We start from the raw sequence: 16008 nt of genomic DNA on the forward strand, positions 1-16008 counted from the left end.
AACATGTCCTTATCCAATTCACCCATCACGGAATCCGGCCTGCCTTTGCCGCCGCCGACGCCGATCCAGACCACCGCCGCCGGGCAGAAAATCCGCACGCCCTGGCGCGAGTTCTGGCGCAAGTTCAAGAAGCAGCATCTGGCGCTGGCGGCCGGCGGCTTCGTGGTGTTTCTGGTGTTGATCGCGATCCTGGCGCCGTGGATCGTGCCTTTCGATCCCGAGACCTTCTTCGACTACGATGCGCTCAATTCGCCGCCGACCTGGGTGCACTGGTTCGGTGTTGATTCGCTGGGGCGCGACATCTTCAGCCGCATCATCATGGGCACCCGTGTCTCGCTGGCGTCGGGCTTCCTGTCGGTCGCCATCGGCGCCATCATCGGCACTGTGTTCGGTCTGCTGGCCGGCTACTACGAAGGCTGGTGGGATCGCATCACCATGCGCGTGTGCGATGTGCTGTTCGCCTTCCCGGGCATTTTGCTGGCGATCGGCATCGTCGCCATCCTCGGCGGCGGCATGACCAACGTCATCATTTCGGTGTCGGTGTTCAGCATCCCGGCCTTTGCCCGGCTGGTGCGCGGCAATACGCTGTCGCTGAAAAACCTGACCTATATCGAAGCCACGCGCAGTATCGGCGCTAGCGACATGACCATCATGTGGCGCCATATTTTCCCGGGTACGATCTCGCCTATCGTGGTGTATTTCACGATGCGCATCGGCACGTCCATCATCACTGCGGCCGGTCTGTCCTTCCTCGGTCTGGGTGCGCAATCGCCGACGCCTGAATGGGGCCTGATGCTCAACGAAGCACGCGCCGACATGATGACCTCGCCGCATATCGCGCTGTTTCCGAGCATCGCGATTTTCCTGACGGTGCTGGCCTTCAATCTGTTGGGCGACGGCTTGCGCGACGCGCTGGATCCGAAGATCGATCAGCGTTGATTTGGTCATGCGCCACACCGCACCACACCTGGGCCGCCTGGCGGCCGGCCCGCGCAACAGCATCACCGATGTGGCAGGAGTGCGCGTCGGCCACTGCACGCTGGATCAGGGGGCAGTGCAGAGCGGCGTGACCGTGATTGCCCCGCACGCAGGCAATCCGTTCACCCACAAATTGCCGGCCGCGGTCAGCGTGATCAACGGCTTCGGCAAGAGCGTCGGCCTGATGCAGTTGCAGGAACTGGGCGTGCTCGAAACGCCGATTGCACTGACCAATACCTTCGCGGTCGGCACGGTTGCGACCGCTCAGATCCGTGCGGCGCTGGCAGACAACCCCGAAATCGGCCGCAGCCTGCCTACGCTTAATCCTCTGGTATTTGAATGCAATGACGGCTATCTGAACGATCAGCAGGCATTCGCCGTGCAGGAGTCGCATTACCACGCTGCGCTGGCGGCGCTGTCGCAGGATGTGCAGCAGGGCGCGGTCGGCGCCGGGCGCGGCATGTCCTGTTTCGAACTGAAGGGCGGCATTGGTACGGCTTCGCGGCTGGCCACAGTTGTGTTGCAGGGCGGTGCTGCTGCCGAATACACGGTCGGCGCGCTGGTGCTCGCCAATTTCGGCAAGCTGCCGGATCTGAAGATCGATGGCGTCGCCGCCGGCGCCGCGCTGGCATCAATGGCAGGCAACAAGTCGCTGTCCGATCCTGCGCCTGAAAAAGGCTCGATCATCATGATCCTCGCCACCGATGCGCCGCTCGATGCGCGTCAGTTGGGCCGGCTGGCTACGCGTGCCGCCGCCGGTCTGGCGCGCACCGGCTCGGTCTACGGCCACGGCAGCGGCGATATCGCGCTGGCATTTTCAACGGCGCAGCAGATCGAGGCCGGCGCCGCCAGCATGCAGCTGTCGCTGCTGCAGGATCAGGTGCTGGATCCCTTGTTTTATGCCGCCGCCGACAGCGTCGAACAAGCCATTCTGAACGCCTTGTATGCGGCAGAAAGCGTGAGCGGGCGTGACGGTCATCGCCGCGTCGGCTTGCGCGAGCTGCTGGCAGCCGGCGACGCACAGGGCGCCTGAGCCGCTGGAATGCATTGAGCCGAACTCAGCCAACTGTCATCCGAAGCCGGCGCAAGCCGCTTCTCTCTGAACCGCGAAAGAATTCATCATGCAAGAACAGTCCTCTTCAGTTTCGCCTGCCGCTCGCGACGTCAATGCATCGCATGCGTTGAGCATCCTGATTTCGGTCGACATCGAAGGCGTCGCCGGCGTGTTTCATCCCGAGCAGACGCGCGCCGGCAACGGCGAATACGAACGTGCGCGGCGCTGGATGACGGAAGAGGCCAACGCCGCCATCCGCGGTGCGCTGGCGGCCGGCGCGACGCGTGTGCTGGTCAACGATTCGCATGGCGGCTTCCGCAATCTGATCCCCGATCTGCTGCATCCCGAAGCGCGCAGCGTGCTCGGCAAGCCGCGCGTGCTGGGCATGATGGGCGGCGTCGATCAGCAGATCGATGCGGTGATGATGCTGGGCTATCACTCGCGCTCGCAGGGGCGCGGCATCCTCGCACACACCATCAACAGCTTTGCCTTCGCCAGAGTCTGGCTCAATGACATGGAGCTGGGCGAGGCCGGCTTGTACGGCGCCCTGGCCGGCGAGCACGGCGTGCCGGTGATTTTCGGCAGCGGCGACGATGTCTTCATCGATGAAAACCGTGCGCTGTTTCCGCACGTGACTTTCGTGGAAACCAAACGCGCGCACGGCGCCAACAGCGGTGAGTCGCTGTCGCCGGCACGCTCCTGCGAGTTGATCGAGATCGGTGCGATGCAGGCGGTGCATCACTTCGCCGCTAGCCGCAGCCATCCTGAATCCTGTCCGCCGCTGGTGATCGCCGCACCGCTGCGTTGCCGTCTGCAAGTGCAGTCGACTGCCTTGACTGATCTGTTCTGCCAGCTGCCGATTCTGGAGCGCATCGATGGGGTGACGGTGCAGTTCGATGCGCCCGGCGTGGAATACGCGGTGCGTGTGCTGAACAGTCTGTCGTCGATGTCGTTCATGCTGCGCTGAGCCGGCGCGGGCACTAAGGGAGCAGCATTGCCTGATGAGCACTCATCAGGCAATGTACATAAATATTTATTTAAATAGCTTGCTATTTAATATCGGGCTAGTTAAACTCCGCTGCATGAACTCGAAAACAGACAAGCGCAAGGCGGCCCCGCAACTGGATGCCCAGCTGTGTTTTGCTTTGTATTCGACTTCGCTCAGCATGAGCAAGCTGTATCGCAAGCTGTTGCGCAAGCTCGGCATCACGTACTCGCAATATCTGGTGTTGATGGTGCTGTGGGAACAGAATGAAGTCACTGTTTCCGATATCGGCGAGCGTCTGGTGCTGGATTCGGCAACCTTGACGCCGCTGCTGAAACGTATGGAAGCGCAGGGCCTGGTCAAGCGTGAGCGTGCTATCAGCGACGAGCGCCAGGTGGTGGTGTCGCTGACCGAAGAAGCCGAGGCCATGCGCGAGGCGGCAGCCGAGCTTCCGCGTGAAGTCTTGCGTGCCACCGAGTCGACCGCCAATGAGTTAGCGGCGATGAAGGAAGAACTGATGAGTTTGCGAGCCCGTCTGTTGAAGAACTCGGAAGACTGAAGCATCAAGTTGATGCAACGGCCCGGCACGGCAAAGTGTGCGGGCATTTTTTAAGTCAATTAAGTAGCTCGCTATTTAATAGCGTAATTAATTGAGGCTGTTGGTGCTGGCCTGTGAATCCGGGATGCAGAGCAATGTCTGGGAAATTCGATGGCATATAAGTAGTTCGCTATTTAATAGCTTGTATTTTTTATTGGCAATTTTAGTGTGTATCAAAGCCGGCTTCTTAGCCAAATCCGTCGCCATGCGACATTCCACTTCAAAGGAAGACATCATGAAATCGTTCAAGAAATTATCCTCAGTTGCAGCCCTCGCTCTGATCTTCAGCAATGCCTACGCGGCCGGCGATGCCGGTGTGGAGCCGGTCACGCAAGGCTTCCTGCAGGCCTTGGAGGCCGGCGGGGGCAAGCCGATCGAGCAGCTTTCGCCGCAAGATGCGCGTGCCGTGCTGAGCGGTGCGCAGGCTGGCGTCAAGCTGGTGTTGCCCAAGGCCGATATATCGCAGAAAAAAATCGTGGTGGAGGGGCAGGAAATCAATCTGACCATCGTCCGCCCGGCAGGTGTGAAGCAGACCTTGCCGGCCTTCATGTTCTTCCACGGCGGCGGCTGGGTGCTCGGCGATTTCCCTACCCACGAACGTCTGGTGCGCGATCTGGTCGCCAATTCCGGCGCAGTGGCGGTATTCGTGAACTACACGCCTTCGCCTGAAGCCGGTTATGGCGTGGCGATCAATCAAGCCTATGCCGCCACCAAATGGGTGGCTGAACATGGCAAGGAAATCAATGTCGACGGCAAACGCCTGGCGGTGGCAGGAAACAGCGTTGGCGGCAACATGGCAGCGGTGGTTGCCTTGATGGCCAAGGACAAGGGCGGTCCTGCGCTGCGCTCGGAAGTGCTGCTGTGGCCGGTGACCGATGCCAGTTTTGACACCGCTTCCTATGGCCAATTCGCGGACGGTTATTTCCTGACCCGCAACATGATGAAATGGTTCTGGGACAGCTACACCACCGACGCCGCCAAGCGCAAGGAGATCTATGCATCGCCGCTGCAAGCGACCACGGCCCAGCTGCGAGGTTTGCCGCCGACCCTGATTCAGACTGCGGAAAAGGATGTGTTGCGCGATGAAGGCGAAGCCTATGGCCGCAAGCTGGCTGCGGCGGGTGTCGCTGTGACCACCGTGCGTTACGATGGCATGATCCACGACTTCGGTCTGCTCAACGTGCTGGCAAAGGTGCCGGCAGTGCAGGCGGCAATGCGTCAGGCAGGCGAAGAGCTGAAAGTGCATCTGAAATAAATCAGCTTCTGTCACCGATCAAAAACGCCCCGGCAGCGCATGCATGCCAGGGCGTTTTCGGGTGTCGCTATCGTTGTTCGAGCGCTTCTACCGCGTGCGTCGGATCGCGCTTTTCGGGATCGTTATCAGGCCAGCACTTTGCTTAGCCACGCACCTATGTCTTCGACTTCCTCTGCGCACACCGAGTGCTGCATAGGATATTCGTGCCATTCCACCTTGTAGCCCAGTGCCTTGAGCATGTCGCGCGTACTTTCCGCACGCTCGATCACCACCACCGGATCCATGCGGCCATGTGCCATGAAGATCGGTGTTTCGTGATTGGACGCGTGGCGTTCGCCGGCGATCTTGGCAGCCAGCGGCGCGTAGCCGGACAGGCACATCAGGCCGGCCAGTTTTTCGGCGTGGCGCAGGCCGGTTTGCAGCGTCATGGCGCAGCCTTGCGAGAAGCCGGCCAGGATGATGCGTTCGGCAGGGATGCCGCGCGCCTTTTCATTGGCGATCAGGGTTTCGATGTGGGCTTGCGAGGCGCGCAGGCCGGGTTCGTCTTCGCGGCGCACCAGATCGGGCGTGAAGATGTCGTACCAGGCGCGCATCACGTAGCCGCCGTTGATGGTCACCGGCATGGTCGGCGCAGTCGGAAAGATGAAGCGGATTGGCGGGCAGCCGGACAGGTCGAGTTCGCGCACGATGGGCACGAAGTCGGAACCGTCGGCGCCCAGGCCATGCATCCAGATGACGGCGGCAGTCGGGTTGGGCGCGGATTCGATCTGGATGGTGTCGAGAGCTGTAGTCATGGCGATGAGGGGCGTGATGATCGCTTGATGCGATGGTTTGTTGCGGGAGTTGCCAGCGTGCGATGGATGCTTGGTGCACAATACCGCTTTGCGCCGGCTGATGAATGCTTCAGCCGCACATCATACGATAGTTAAGATAAACCGGGCGATGCGCAGCATGTGGCGCCGCTCCGGCAAGGAGTGAAAATGAAGTGGATTGCAGTCATGCTGGCGGCCTTGCTGGCCAGCGCCAATGTATCGGCCGAGCTGCTGGAGGGCAGCGTGTTTCAGCCCAATGGCGAAAATCTGATCATTCAGACGCCGCCCAACTGGCGCATGGCCTACATGAACGGCGATCCGGGCAGCGATTATGTGGTCGAGTTCCTGCCGCCGAATGAGGCCCACGATTCCTGGCGCGAGGGTTATATGTCGGTGCAGCGCCGCACGCTGCCGGGCAGCGCGCTGATGGATGGCATTCGTGCGCGTCAGCTGACTTTGTCGTCGGTGGCGGTGGGCGAAGTGCTGCAGAATGTACAACGCAATTGCGCCGGCAAGTTCATGCAGATGCGTCAGAAGGATACGCTGACCGGCTCGGCACCGACCTCGATCAGTGGCGGTTTCTGCGATCGTTATGGCGCGGCGGCGCCGTATGGCGAAGGCAGCGTGTTCGCCGTGGTGGAAGGCAAGAAGAGTCTGTTCGTGGTGCAGTTCGGCTGGCGTCCGGCGACGCAGGACGAGAACAAGCAATTCGGCTACCGTATTTCGCCGGAGCGCTTGCAGGTCTATCTGGATCTGCTCAACCGTGCCGTGCTGTGCGGCGCCGATGATGAACCGGCTTGCCCGAAATGAGCTGATCTTATTGCTTGGCCCGCAGCACAAACGAAAAAAGCAGGGATCGCGAGATCGCTGCTTTTTTTATGTCTGACTTTTGCAGAGGCAGGGCGTCTGCGCGGAGCTTATTTGCCGGCAGGACGAATCGCCGACTTGGGACGGAACGCCTTGCACACCGCTTCATCGGTTTCAATGTACGGTCCGCCGATCAGATCGATGCAATAGGGGATGGCGGCGAAGATGCCGGCCACCTTCTGCTTGCCGTCTTCATCTTTCAGACCTTCCAGTGTTTCCTTGATGGACTTGGGCTGGCCGGGCAGGTTAAGGATCAGCGCGGCGCGTGCCGGTGTTTCGCGGATCACCGCGACCTGGCGCGAAAGAATGGCGGTCGGCACGAACTGCAGGCTGATCTGACGCATCTGTTCGCCGAAGCCGGGCATTTCCTTGGTGGCCACCGCCAGCGTGGCTTCCGGCGTCACATCTCGGCGCGAGGGGCCGGTGCCGCCGGTGGTCAGCACCAGATCGCAGCCGACCTCGTCCACCAGTTCGATCAGGGTCTGTTCGATGGCGGCACGGTCGTCGGGGATCAGGCGGGTTTCCATCTTCCAGGGGCTGCTCAGCGCGGCGCCGAACCATTCCTGCAAGGCTGGGATTCCCTGATCCTGATACACGCCGCCGGATGCGCGGTCGGAAATCGAGACCAGACCGATCAGCAGTTCTGAGGGATCAGTCTTCATCGCGCGATTCATCATCGGCGTCGACATCGTCGTCATCTTCTCTGGAAGAACTGTTTCCCTTTTGCAATTGCTTGAGGATCTGGAAGATTTCGCGATACGCCTTGGGCGGCTTGTTCTCGGCCTGTTCCTTGCGGGCATTGCGGATCAGGGTGCGCAGATGCTGCACATCCAGTTCCGGATGTTGTCCCATCAGGTCGGTCAGAGCCTGGTCGTCCTTCAGCAATTTTTCGCGACGGCGTTCCAGTGCGTGCATGGCGGCGGTATCGGCCTTGGAGGCGCCGCGCCAGCTGTCCAGCGTGCGTTGAATGGCGGCAATTTCTTCCTCATCCAGCGTGCGCATCTTCTTGCCGACGTATTGCATCTGACGGCGACGGCCTTCGTGATCCTTGATCTGCTGGCATTCGAGGATGGCTTCGCGCACATCTTCCGGCATCGGCACGCGTTTGACGCGGTCGCGCGGCTCGGCAACCAGTTCTTCGCCCAGTTTTTGCAGGGCGGTCATCTCACGCTTGAGCTGTGATTTTGAAGGGCGATCGTATTCCTGTTCGAATTCGTTGGATTGGAATCCGCAGGAGCCCCGATTGGGATTTGGCATGGGTAAACCTGAATAAAGCTAAACGGCTGCTATCATACCCGTTTTACCGCATTCCTTAGAAAACAGGCTCATGAGCGAAACCGTATTTACCCACAGTCAAGACCAGTTGAAACAGCTGGCGCAGGACGTATTGCGCTATGCAAGAGAGAAGGGCGCATCCGATGCTGCGGTCGATATCAGCGAGGGCAGCGGACTGTCGGTAGCCGTGCGCAAAGGCAAGGTCGAGACGATTGAGCAGAACAAGGACAAGGGCATCGGCGTCACCGTCTTCCTCGGCGAAGGCCGCAAAGTCAGGCGCGGCAATGCCAGCACCTCCGATTTTTCGCAACAGGCCTTGAAGGAAACGGTCGAGGCCGCGTACAACATCGCGCGCTTCACCGCCATCGACGACTGCGCCGGTTTGCCGGAAGCCGAGATGCTGGAAATGCATCCGCTGGATCTCAAGCTGTGCACGCCTTGGCAGATTTCGGCCGAAGAAGCCGTGGTAATCGCGCAACGCTGTGAGAACGCCGCGCTGGAGACCGACAAGCGCATCACCAACAGCGAAGGCGCCAGCGTCTACGCTCAGCAGTCGCACTTCGTCGGCGCCAATTCGCGCGGCTTCATGGGCGGCTATCCTTTCTCGCGCCACACCATTTCGGTGGCGCCGATTGCCGGCAAGGGCGGCAACATGCAGCGCGACGACTGGTATTCGTCGATGCGCGACCCGCGCAAGCTGGCCAAGCCGGAAGCCATCGGGCGCTATGCCGCCGAACGCGCGCTGGCGCGCCTGAACGCCTGCAAGCTGTCGACCCGAAAATGTCCGGTGCTGTTCGAAGCGCCGCTGGCGGCCGGTCTGCTCGGTGCTTTCGTGCAGGCCGTCTCGGGCGGTGCCTTGTATCGCAAGTCGACTTTCCTGCTGGATTCGCTGGGTCAGCAAGTCTTGCCCGCCCACCTCCAGATTCTGGAAGATCCGCACGTGGTCGGCGGCGTCGGTTCGGCACCCTTCGATGAAGAAGGCGTCAAGACGCAGCGCCGCGAAGTGGTGCGCGATGGCGTGGTGCAAGGCTATTTCCTGTCGACCTATTCGGCGCGCAAGCTGGGCATGCAGACCACCGGCAATGCCGGCGGCTCGCACAACCTGACGCTGCGTTCGACGCTGACCACCAAGGCCGACACCTTCAAGGGCATGCTGAAAAAGATGGGCACCGGCCTGCTGGTGACCGAACTGATGGGCCAGGGCGTGAACTACGTCACCGGCGATTACTCGCGCGGCGCTTCCGGCTACTGGGTTGAGAACGGCGTGATCCAGTATCCGGTGGAGGAAATCACTATCGCCGGCAACATGAAGGAAATGCTGCGTCAGATCGTCGCCATCGGCAACGACACTCTGATTCGCGGCACCAAGGAAACCGGCTCCATCCTGCTGGAAAACATGACGGTGGCGGGCGACTGAAACAGGTCGGCGTGAGTTGCGTAAATCATATGCAACTCCGTTTGAAAAAGCAGTAGCAAAAATGGTCGCAGGCTTCGACCCGGCGACCAGCAAGTCCGGCCTCATCTTTCAGCTTTCTGCCCTGGCGGCGAGCTGTCGGATGGGGCCGCATCGTTTCCGGTATTGCATTGAAGTCGCATCAGGTTCACAGGTGCCGGACGGTTTGTGAATGACTTCCCTCTCAAGAAGGCGCTGTGCTCAAAGAGCAGCGCAGCGCGCAGATGTTGCCGGCAAGGCAAATAAACTTATCGTTCTGATATGGTCGGCCGCGATGCGATGGCTGTAGCCATCAATTTGATGTCTTTGGGCAGGTGTTAAGCGCCGCACAAAAAGCCCATCGTTGGTAAAATGAGAGTCTGAATTCGCATTGAGCTGCCTTTCGCGACAGCCGGACCACATCCCACATGTCTCTCCATACCGACGCCGCTCACTCCAGCGGCCAAATGCTGCCGTTCCGAGAATCTTTGCTGGCCACCCTGGGTATCTGCTTCGTCATCATGCTGGTGGCGCTGGATCAGACCATTGTCGGCACGGCCTTGCCCACCATCGTCGCCGAGCTCAAGGGATTCGATCTGTATGCCTGGGTCGCCACTTCCTATCTGCTGACTTCGGTAATCACGGTGCCGATCTTCGGTCGTCTGGGCGACTACTTCGGGCGCAAGCCTTTCGTGATTGCCTCCATCATCATCTTCGTCGCCGCTTCAGCCTTGTGCGGGATCGCCGACAGCATGCTGTTTCTGGTGCTGGCGCGCGGCCTGCAGGGCATAGGCGGCGGCATGCTGGTCGGCACCGCGTTTGCATCGATCGCCGATCTGTTTCCCGATGCGCGCGTGCGGCTGCGCTGGCAGGTGATCCTGAGCGCCTCGTTCGGCATCGCGACTGCCGTGGGACCGTCGCTGGGCGGCTTTCTGACGCAGTCTCTGGGCTGGCGCTGGGTGTTCTACTGCAATCTGCCGGTGGGCGTGATTTCCTTGTTCTTCGTCTGGCGCTTCGTGCCCCACATCCGCCACATGAAGCATGCCGGCAAGATGCGTCTGGACTGGCCGGGCGCCGTGCTCATCACGCTGTCGCTGGGCAGCCTGCAACTGCTGGTCGAGATGCTGCCCAAGCGCGGATTCACCATGGGCATGCTCGGCTTGCTGGCATTCGCGGTAGCCGCCTTCTATTCGTTGTGGAAGTGGGAGCAGCGCGCCGCGCAACCTATCCTGCCGTTCGAGATGATGCGCGACCGCGCCTTGTCCAGCCTGTTCATTCTGTCGGTATTGGCCGGCTTCTCGATGTTTTCGATGCTGATGTATGCGCCGCTGTTGTTCCAGGGCGGTTTCGGCATGGCGCCGCGCGAGGCGGGTCTGCTGATCACGCCGCTGGTGGCCTGTATCACCGTGGCCAGCATCGTCAACGGCCGCATCATCACGCGTATTCCCAATCCCAACATGATGATGACGCTGGGCTTCGCGCTGGTGTCGCTGTCCTGCCTGGGCATCGTCCTGTCAGGCCGCGGCACCTCCAACGGTTTCATGCTGGCGACCATGCTGGCGGGTGGTTTCGGGCTTGGTCTGGTGCTGCCGAATCTGACGGTGTTTGCGCAACAGGCCGCCAGCCGCGAGCATCTCGGCATCGCCACCGCTTTGCTGCAATCGCTGCGCATGATAGGCGGCATGCTGGGGACTGCGATCACCGGCACGCTGGTCAGCCAGATGTATGGCAGCGGTGTGCAGAAGGCGCTGGAAAGCGACCATGCGGCGCAATGGCTGAAGGAGTTTCAGGATCCTGAAGTGCTGGTCAACCACGACATTCAATCGACCTTGTTGAGCCAGATGATGCAGGCCGGACACAACGGCTCGGCCTTGCTTGATGCCGCGCGCGATGCGCTGGTCGGCGCGATTCACATGGGCATCGCGATTGCGATTCTGACGGCGCTGGCCGGTCTGATGCTGGTGCGCCGGGTGCCGCCGATCAAGTTCCAGAGCAACGCCAAGGTGGAACCGGTGATGTCGGAATAGTCGGCGAACACGAGCGCTATCATTCGGAACGAAAGAAGAAGCGGACGGCCTCAGTCGTCCGCTTCTTCTTTTTGCGCCGCCTCTTTGACCTCGGCCTTCTTGACCACGGCATAGCGCTCCAGCGTGCGCTGCCGCGCCTGCGCGTGATCGACGATGGGGTAAGGGTAGTCTGTGCCCAGTTTCAGACCGGCCGTCTGCAGTTCGGCCGGCGTCGCAGTCCATGGTGCATGCACGCGCCTGGCCGGCAGCTTGTCGAGTTGCGGCAGATAGCGGCGGATGAATTTGCCGTCGGCGTCGAAGCGCTCCGACTGCGTGACCGGGTTGAAGATGCGGAAATAGGGTTGCGCATCGCAGCCCGATGAGGCCGCCCACTGCCAGCCGCCATTGTTGGCCGAGAGGTCGAAATCGTTGAGATGCTGTGCGAAATAGCGCTCGCCCCAGCGCCAGTCTATACCCAGATCCTTGGTCAGAAAACTCGCCACCACCATGCGCAGGCGGTTGTGCATGTAGCCGCTTTGATTGATCTGCAGCATGGCGGCATCGACCAGCGGATAGCCGGTGCGGCCTTCGCACCAGGCGGCAAAATCTTCCTGCGCCTGTTCGCCTTGCTCCCAGCGGATGGCATCGTACTCCGGCTTGAAGGCGCGTTGCGCGACGCGCGGATGATGGTGCAGGATCATGAAATAGAAATCGCGCCAGGTCAGCTCCGACAGCCACACCGCCGCGCCGGCGCCACCGGCGCCCGGGCCGGCATGCATGGCTTGCAGCGCGGTGCGCGCCAGCGTGCGTATCGACACCGTGCCGAAGCGCAGATGCACCGACAGATAGGAAGGCCCCTTGATCGCCGGATAGTCGCGCGCGCTGCCGTACTGGCCGATGCGGTCGATGAAGTCGTCCAGCAATTGCTGCGCGCCGGACATGCCGGTCGGCATGCGCAGCTCCTGCAGATTGGATTTTTCGAAGCCCATCTGCGCTAGTGCAGGCAGTGCATGTCTTACATTGGCCGGCGGCGGCGCCAGCCCGCTCAGATAGGCATCGACCGGATAAGGCTTGAGGAAGAAATCTCCGTCGGCGGCCGCCAGCCGCGCCATCCACGCATTCTTGTAAGGCGTGAATACGGAGAACGGTCTGCCGGTCTGCGTCAGCACTTCATCCTTTTCAAAGATCACCTGATCCTTGCACGTCAACAAAACGGCGCCGTGTTGCTTCAGCGACGCGGCCACCGCCGTATCGCGTTCGATCGCTTGCGGTTCGTAATCAGTGGCGGCAAATACCGCAGTCACGCCCAGCTCTTTTGCCAGCGCCGGAATCTCTTCCGGCGCGGCGGCATGGCGCACGATCAGGCCGCCGCCGGTTGCGCGCAAGGCCGCGTCGAGTTCGGCCACGCTCTCGTGAATGAACTCGACGCGGCGATCCCGTTGCACACCGTCTTTCAACAGCGGATCGAGAATGTCGGTATCGAAGATGAAGGCGCAATACACCGCGCGGCTTTGCTTGAGCGCGTAATACAGCGCGGCGTGATCGTTGATGCGCAGGTCGCGGCGGAACCAGACCAGAGACTTGTCGAATTGAGGCATGCGTTTTATTTTCTAGCGATGTGTTTCAGGCCGCGCATGAGGCTGCCCAGCAGCGGCAGTTTTTCATAGAGCTCTTCGGCGGCGTCCCAGTAGTCGCGATGATAAGTGACGCGGCCGTCGGGCGCCAGACGGAAATGGGTGGCGCCGCGTATGCATTGCTCCTGCGTTGCGTAGCGCGGCATGTGGAACAGGAAATTCCAGGTCATGAACAACTGGTCGCCTTGCTGTACGGTCTCGGTCACTTCGAAGCGCGGATTTTTTACCTGCACGAACATGTGCTCGAACAGTTTTCTGATGGTGGACAGACCACGCACTTCGTTGAAGGGATCCTTGAAAAAGGCATCCTCGCTGTAGATGCGCTCGACCTGCGCCGCGCTCTCCAGTGTCAGCGTTTCGAAGAAGTGCACGATGTTGCCTGCGTGCTCAGCATGATCAGTGTGCTCAGTAGCGATATGGTCAGTCATAAGCCGGTTGCCTTGTGCGTCAGTGCGAAATAAAGCCGATAGGGTAGCAGTCGCATCAGCCGGACGACATTGGTGAAGCGGCGCGGGAAATGAATCAGGAAGTCGCCGCGCTGCACACCTGCGACCAGCTCCTGCGCTGCCTGTTCAGGCGACATCAGCGCCGGCATGGGAAAGTCGTTGCCGGCCGTCAGCGGGGTCTCGACGAAACCCGGTGTGATCAGGTAGACCGAGATGCCGCGCGGACGTAGATCGAGGAACAGCGACTCGCACAGATTGATCAGCGCCGCCTTGCCGGGTCCGTAGGCCAGCGCCTTCGGCAAGCCGCGATAACCGGCCACCGAGGACACGATGCCGATCCCGCCGGCGCCGCGTTGCAGCAAGCCGGGCAGCGCCACATCCAGGCAGCGCAGCACGCCATTGAAATTGGTGTCGACCAGCTTTTGCGCGGCCGCCAGATCGAAGCTGTCGGCCCGCATTTCGACATAGCTGCCGGCCACGATCAGCACCAGATCGATGGCCTGCCATTGCGTCAGCAGGCCGGCATGTGCACTGCGGATGCTGTCGATGTCGGTCACGTCGAGCGGCGCAATGCTGGCATTGGCGTGCGCGGCGCTGACTTCCTGCAGCTTGTCGACATTACGTGCCGACAGCCCGACCAGCGCACCGCGGCTCAGCAGCAGGCGGGCGGTCGCTGCGCCGATGCCGCTGGAGGCGCCGATGATCCATACGCGCTTGCCTTGCCAGTCGCGGATCGGCAGATTCATGGCGCCCATCATTGCTTGTAGAACGACAGCGTGACGTCGCCCAGATGGAGGCCGAATTTGCTCATGGCGGCGCGGTTCAGCATCACGCGGTCGGTCATCAGATACATCCAGTCGTCGAAGTTGACGTTGTAGACCTTGCCGTCCACCGGCAGCGCCAGCACGTAGCTCCAGTGCAGCGCATTGCCGGCGATTTCGCCGCGCGCTTCGCCGATCACGTCGTCGGCGGTGCCGGTGACGGTATTCGGCCCGGTCTTGCGCAAGGTCCAGACGCGGCGCTGGCGCGTGCCGTCGGAATAGACAAAGCGCTCATCCAGCGTGCCGACCTCGCCTTGCCACTGACAATCCATGTCGACTTCAAAGCGCTTGATCACCTTGCCCGAGCGATCCTGAAACATGCCGTGCGCCTGCAGCTTGCCGTTGAAATATTGCTGCAGGTCGAGCACCGGTTTTTCCTGTGCATAGGTGGCGGGTTCGATGCTGCCGCAGGCGCTCAGCAGGCACAGCAGCAGACCGGCGAACATCGCACGCAGGCTGTGGATGAAGGCGCCAGAGGGGCGGCGGAGGGAGGAAATGGGATTGTTCATGGGATGCTTCATGCGAGTTCTCCTTGATTTCAGTTCTTGTTGATTGATCTTCAGCTTTTGGCCTGAGCGGGCATCCGCCATAGCAGTGCCGCCGCCAGCAATTTCAGCAGGCAGGGCAGCAGCGCATACGAAAACGACAGCGCCGCCAATGCCGCCGGTTGGCGACTGCCGGGCGTATAGCCGAGGTAGTCGAGCAAGGGCAGGGCGAGCCCGGCGGCCAGCGCCAGATTCAGTTTGGAGGCGCAGTTCCACAGGCCGAAGTAGCTGCCCTCGCGGCGCCCGCTGTGACCGGCACGCGCGATGATTCCGGTCAGCATGGCCGGCGGCAGCACCAGATCGGCGCCGGCCGCGCAGCCGGACAAAATGCAGATCAGGCCGAACGACCATAGCGCCGCCGCCGGCAATTGCCAGCTCCAGATAAACACGGCCACTGCCAGCAGCATTGCCAGCAACCAGCTGCGCGCTTCGCCGAAGCTGTTGGCCAGCCGCACCCAGCCCGGCATCGACAGCGCTGCCGACACGAAATACAGCAGCAGAAACGGGCCGGCCCAGTTGGCCGCTTGCAGCCGGTCGCCCACAAAAAACAGAAACAGCGTGGCCGGTATGGCGGCCGCGATGCCGTTGAGCACAAACACTGCCAGCAGCCGGCGGAAAGCCTGGTTCGACAGCGCCGCGCGCCAGCCGCTGGCCATGTTTTTTGATTCCGGCTGGACAATGACGCGAGCAGGTAAAGGTGCACGGCGCAGCAACAGCCAGGCGCCTAGCACCAGGCTGAACAGAAACAGGCCGCTCAACCCCGGCATGCCGACCAGCGCCGGAACGATCGATGCCAGCACCACGCCGAGCAGCCCGGCGCCTTCACGCGCTGCTGCCAGCCGGGTTCGCTGACCCGGCTGCTGCGTCAATGCCGCACCCCAGCTTTGATGGCAGATGTTGCCGAGGCTGAAGCCGAAATAGCACAAGGCAGTGCTCGCCAGCAGCCAGTAAAGCGGCGCCAGGGCGAGTGCGGATTGCGTCAGCCATTGCTGCGGCGGCTGAAACAGGGCGACGAAACCGAGCGCCAGCGGCAGCAGCGCGATGCCGGTCAGGCGCCGGTACCGGCTTGGCTCGTGACCGCGATCGACCCATGCGCCGAGCAACGGATCGATCAAGGCATCGGCCATGCGCAAGCTCAGCAAGGCGGCCCCGATCAGCGCCAGCGACAGGCCGAACTGGCGTTGGTAAAACGCCGGCACGAACATGTAGAGCGGCAACGCCGCCATGGTCAACGGCAGGCCGAAAGCGCCGTAGTTGAGCAGCGCGCCTGCCTTCAGCGTCTGCTCTGTTGATGGCATGG

General features: G+C 61.4%; 16 protein-coding genes. 8 read left to right on the forward strand and 8 right to left on the reverse strand.

Annotation, left to right across the window (positions count from 1 at the left end; genetic code table 11):
• The first annotated feature begins 3 nt into the window (after positions 1–3).
• The 5 genes from gsiD to PQR62_RS16125 all read left to right on the forward strand — a co-directional run bounded on the left by gsiD (position 4) and on the right by PQR62_RS16125 (position 4870).
• On the forward strand, positions 4–939 hold the full coding sequence (gene gsiD, locus PQR62_RS16105) for a glutathione ABC transporter permease GsiD (protein ID WP_408159008.1): 936 nt from the start codon (positions 4–6) through the stop codon (positions 937–939).
• A 7-nt stretch (positions 940–946) separates the two neighbouring features.
• Positions 947–2011, forward strand: a complete 1065-nt coding sequence (locus PQR62_RS16110; RefSeq protein WP_408159009.1) for a DmpA family aminopeptidase — start codon at positions 947–949, stop codon at positions 2009–2011.
• A 148-nt stretch (positions 2012–2159) separates the two neighbouring features.
• Positions 2160–2999 (forward strand): M55 family metallopeptidase, encoded by an 840-nt coding sequence (locus PQR62_RS16115; protein ID WP_408159364.1) that lies wholly within the window; start codon positions 2160–2162, stop codon positions 2997–2999.
• A 115-nt stretch (positions 3000–3114) separates the two neighbouring features.
• Positions 3115–3576: a MarR family winged helix-turn-helix transcriptional regulator gene (locus PQR62_RS16120; protein ID WP_408159010.1), complete on the forward strand. Its 462-nt coding sequence runs from the start codon at positions 3115–3117 to the stop codon at positions 3574–3576.
• Positions 3577–3850: 274 nt separating this feature from the next.
• Positions 3851–4870, forward strand: coding sequence for an alpha/beta hydrolase (locus PQR62_RS16125; RefSeq protein WP_408159011.1), 1020 nt, complete (start codon positions 3851–3853; stop codon positions 4868–4870).
• A gap of 125 nt (positions 4871–4995) precedes the next feature.
• On the opposite strand, the gene PQR62_RS16130 is transcribed toward PQR62_RS16125, so the two are convergent.
• Positions 4996–5664, reverse strand: a complete 669-nt coding sequence (locus tag PQR62_RS16130; RefSeq protein WP_408159012.1) for an alpha/beta hydrolase — start codon at positions 5662–5664, stop codon at positions 4996–4998.
• Positions 5665–5850: 186 nt separating this feature from the next.
• On the opposite strand from PQR62_RS16130, the gene PQR62_RS16135 reads away from it, so the two are divergent.
• Positions 5851–6492, forward strand: a complete 642-nt coding sequence (locus PQR62_RS16135) for a hypothetical protein (protein WP_408159013.1) — start codon at positions 5851–5853, stop codon at positions 6490–6492.
• Between the two features lie 107 nt (positions 6493–6599).
• Here the strand turns inward: PQR62_RS16135 and mog are convergent, their stop codons facing one another.
• Together mog and yjgA are read right to left on the reverse strand one after the other, a co-directional pair.
• Positions 6600–7211, reverse strand: coding sequence for a molybdopterin adenylyltransferase (mog, locus tag PQR62_RS16140; RefSeq protein ID WP_408159014.1), 612 nt, complete (start codon positions 7209–7211; stop codon positions 6600–6602).
• The gene (gene yjgA / locus PQR62_RS16145) at positions 7201–7806 is read right to left on the reverse strand and encodes a ribosome biogenesis factor YjgA (protein ID WP_408159015.1); all 606 of its coding nucleotides are present in this window, start codon (positions 7804–7806) and stop codon (positions 7201–7203) included. The genes mog and yjgA overlap by 11 nt, the downstream gene beginning before the upstream one ends.
• A gap of 70 nt (positions 7807–7876) precedes the next feature.
• Between yjgA and pmbA the strand changes: the two genes are divergently transcribed.
• Together pmbA and PQR62_RS16155 are read left to right on the forward strand one after the other, a co-directional pair.
• Positions 7877–9241, forward strand: a complete 1365-nt coding sequence (gene pmbA / locus PQR62_RS16150) for a metalloprotease PmbA (protein ID WP_408159016.1) — start codon at positions 7877–7879, stop codon at positions 9239–9241.
• Between the two features lie 443 nt (positions 9242–9684).
• On the forward strand, positions 9685–11283 hold the full coding sequence (locus PQR62_RS16155; protein ID WP_408159017.1) for an MFS transporter: 1599 nt from the start codon (positions 9685–9687) through the stop codon (positions 11281–11283).
• Between the two features lie 50 nt (positions 11284–11333).
• On the opposite strand, the gene PQR62_RS16160 is transcribed toward PQR62_RS16155, so the two are convergent.
• The 5 genes from PQR62_RS16160 to PQR62_RS16180 all read right to left on the reverse strand — a co-directional run bounded on the left by PQR62_RS16160 (position 11334) and on the right by PQR62_RS16180 (position 16006).
• Entirely contained in the window at positions 11334–12860 is a 1527-nt protein-coding gene (locus PQR62_RS16160) for a cryptochrome/photolyase family protein (RefSeq protein WP_408159018.1), read from the reverse strand.
• A gap of 5 nt (positions 12861–12865) precedes the next feature.
• Positions 12866–13324: a nuclear transport factor 2 family protein gene (locus PQR62_RS16165; RefSeq protein WP_408159019.1), complete on the reverse strand. Its 459-nt coding sequence runs from the start codon at positions 13322–13324 to the stop codon at positions 12866–12868.
• Positions 13321–14088 (reverse strand): SDR family NAD(P)-dependent oxidoreductase, encoded by a 768-nt coding sequence (locus tag PQR62_RS16170; RefSeq protein WP_408159020.1) that lies wholly within the window; start codon positions 14086–14088, stop codon positions 13321–13323. The genes PQR62_RS16165 and PQR62_RS16170 overlap by 4 nt, the downstream gene beginning before the upstream one ends.
• An 8-nt stretch (positions 14089–14096) precedes the next feature.
• Positions 14097–14609: a DUF3833 domain-containing protein gene (locus tag PQR62_RS16175; protein ID WP_408159365.1), complete on the reverse strand. Its 513-nt coding sequence runs from the start codon at positions 14607–14609 to the stop codon at positions 14097–14099.
• Between the two features lie 113 nt (positions 14610–14722).
• Complete coding sequence (locus PQR62_RS16180; RefSeq protein ID WP_408159021.1) at positions 14723–16006, reverse strand: MFS transporter; 1284 nt, start codon at positions 16004–16006, stop codon at positions 14723–14725.
• Positions 16007–16008: the final 2 nt, after the last annotated feature.

It is taken from the genome of Herbaspirillum lusitanum (genome assembly GCF_046025995.1).
In the GTDB taxonomy this organism is placed as follows: domain Bacteria; phylum Pseudomonadota; class Gammaproteobacteria; order Burkholderiales; family Burkholderiaceae_D; genus Herbaspirillum; species Herbaspirillum lusitanum_A.

Bases quoted from the DNA above. Each gene is read 5' to 3' on its own strand.
- gsiD (WP_408159008.1), top strand. From the start codon at position 4: ATGTCCTTATCCAATTCACCCATCACGGAATCCGGCCTGCCTTTGCCG.
- PQR62_RS16110 (WP_408159009.1), top strand. From the start codon at position 947: ATGCGCCACACCGCACCACACCTGGGCCGCCTGGCGGCCGGCCCGCGC.
- PQR62_RS16120 (WP_408159010.1), top strand. From the start codon at position 3,115: ATGAACTCGAAAACAGACAAGCGCAAGGCGGCCCCGCAACTGGATGCC.
- PQR62_RS16125 (WP_408159011.1), top strand. From the start codon at position 3,851: ATGAAATCGTTCAAGAAATTATCCTCAGTTGCAGCCCTCGCTCTGATC.
- PQR62_RS16130 (WP_408159012.1), bottom strand. From the start codon at position 5,664: ATGACTACAGCTCTCGACACCATCCAGATCGAATCCGCGCCCAACCCG.
- PQR62_RS16135 (WP_408159013.1), top strand. From the start codon at position 5,851: ATGAAGTGGATTGCAGTCATGCTGGCGGCCTTGCTGGCCAGCGCCAAT.
- mog (WP_408159014.1), bottom strand. From the start codon at position 7,211: ATGAAGACTGATCCCTCAGAACTGCTGATCGGTCTGGTCTCGATTTCC.
- yjgA (WP_408159015.1), bottom strand. From the start codon at position 7,806: ATGCCAAATCCCAATCGGGGCTCCTGCGGATTCCAATCCAACGAATTC.
- pmbA (WP_408159016.1), top strand. From the start codon at position 7,877: ATGAGCGAAACCGTATTTACCCACAGTCAAGACCAGTTGAAACAGCTG.
- PQR62_RS16155 (WP_408159017.1), top strand. From the start codon at position 9,685: ATGTCTCTCCATACCGACGCCGCTCACTCCAGCGGCCAAATGCTGCCG.
- PQR62_RS16160 (WP_408159018.1), bottom strand. From the start codon at position 12,860: ATGCCTCAATTCGACAAGTCTCTGGTCTGGTTCCGCCGCGACCTGCGC.
- PQR62_RS16165 (WP_408159019.1), bottom strand. From the start codon at position 13,324: ATGACTGACCATATCGCTACTGAGCACACTGATCATGCTGAGCACGCA.
- PQR62_RS16170 (WP_408159020.1), bottom strand. From the start codon at position 14,088: ATGAATCTGCCGATCCGCGACTGGCAAGGCAAGCGCGTATGGATCATC.
- PQR62_RS16175 (WP_408159365.1), bottom strand. From the start codon at position 14,609: ATGTTCGCCGGTCTGCTGCTGTGCCTGCTGAGCGCCTGCGGCAGCATC.
- PQR62_RS16180 (WP_408159021.1), bottom strand. From the start codon at position 16,006: ATGCCATCAACAGAGCAGACGCTGAAGGCAGGCGCGCTGCTCAACTAC.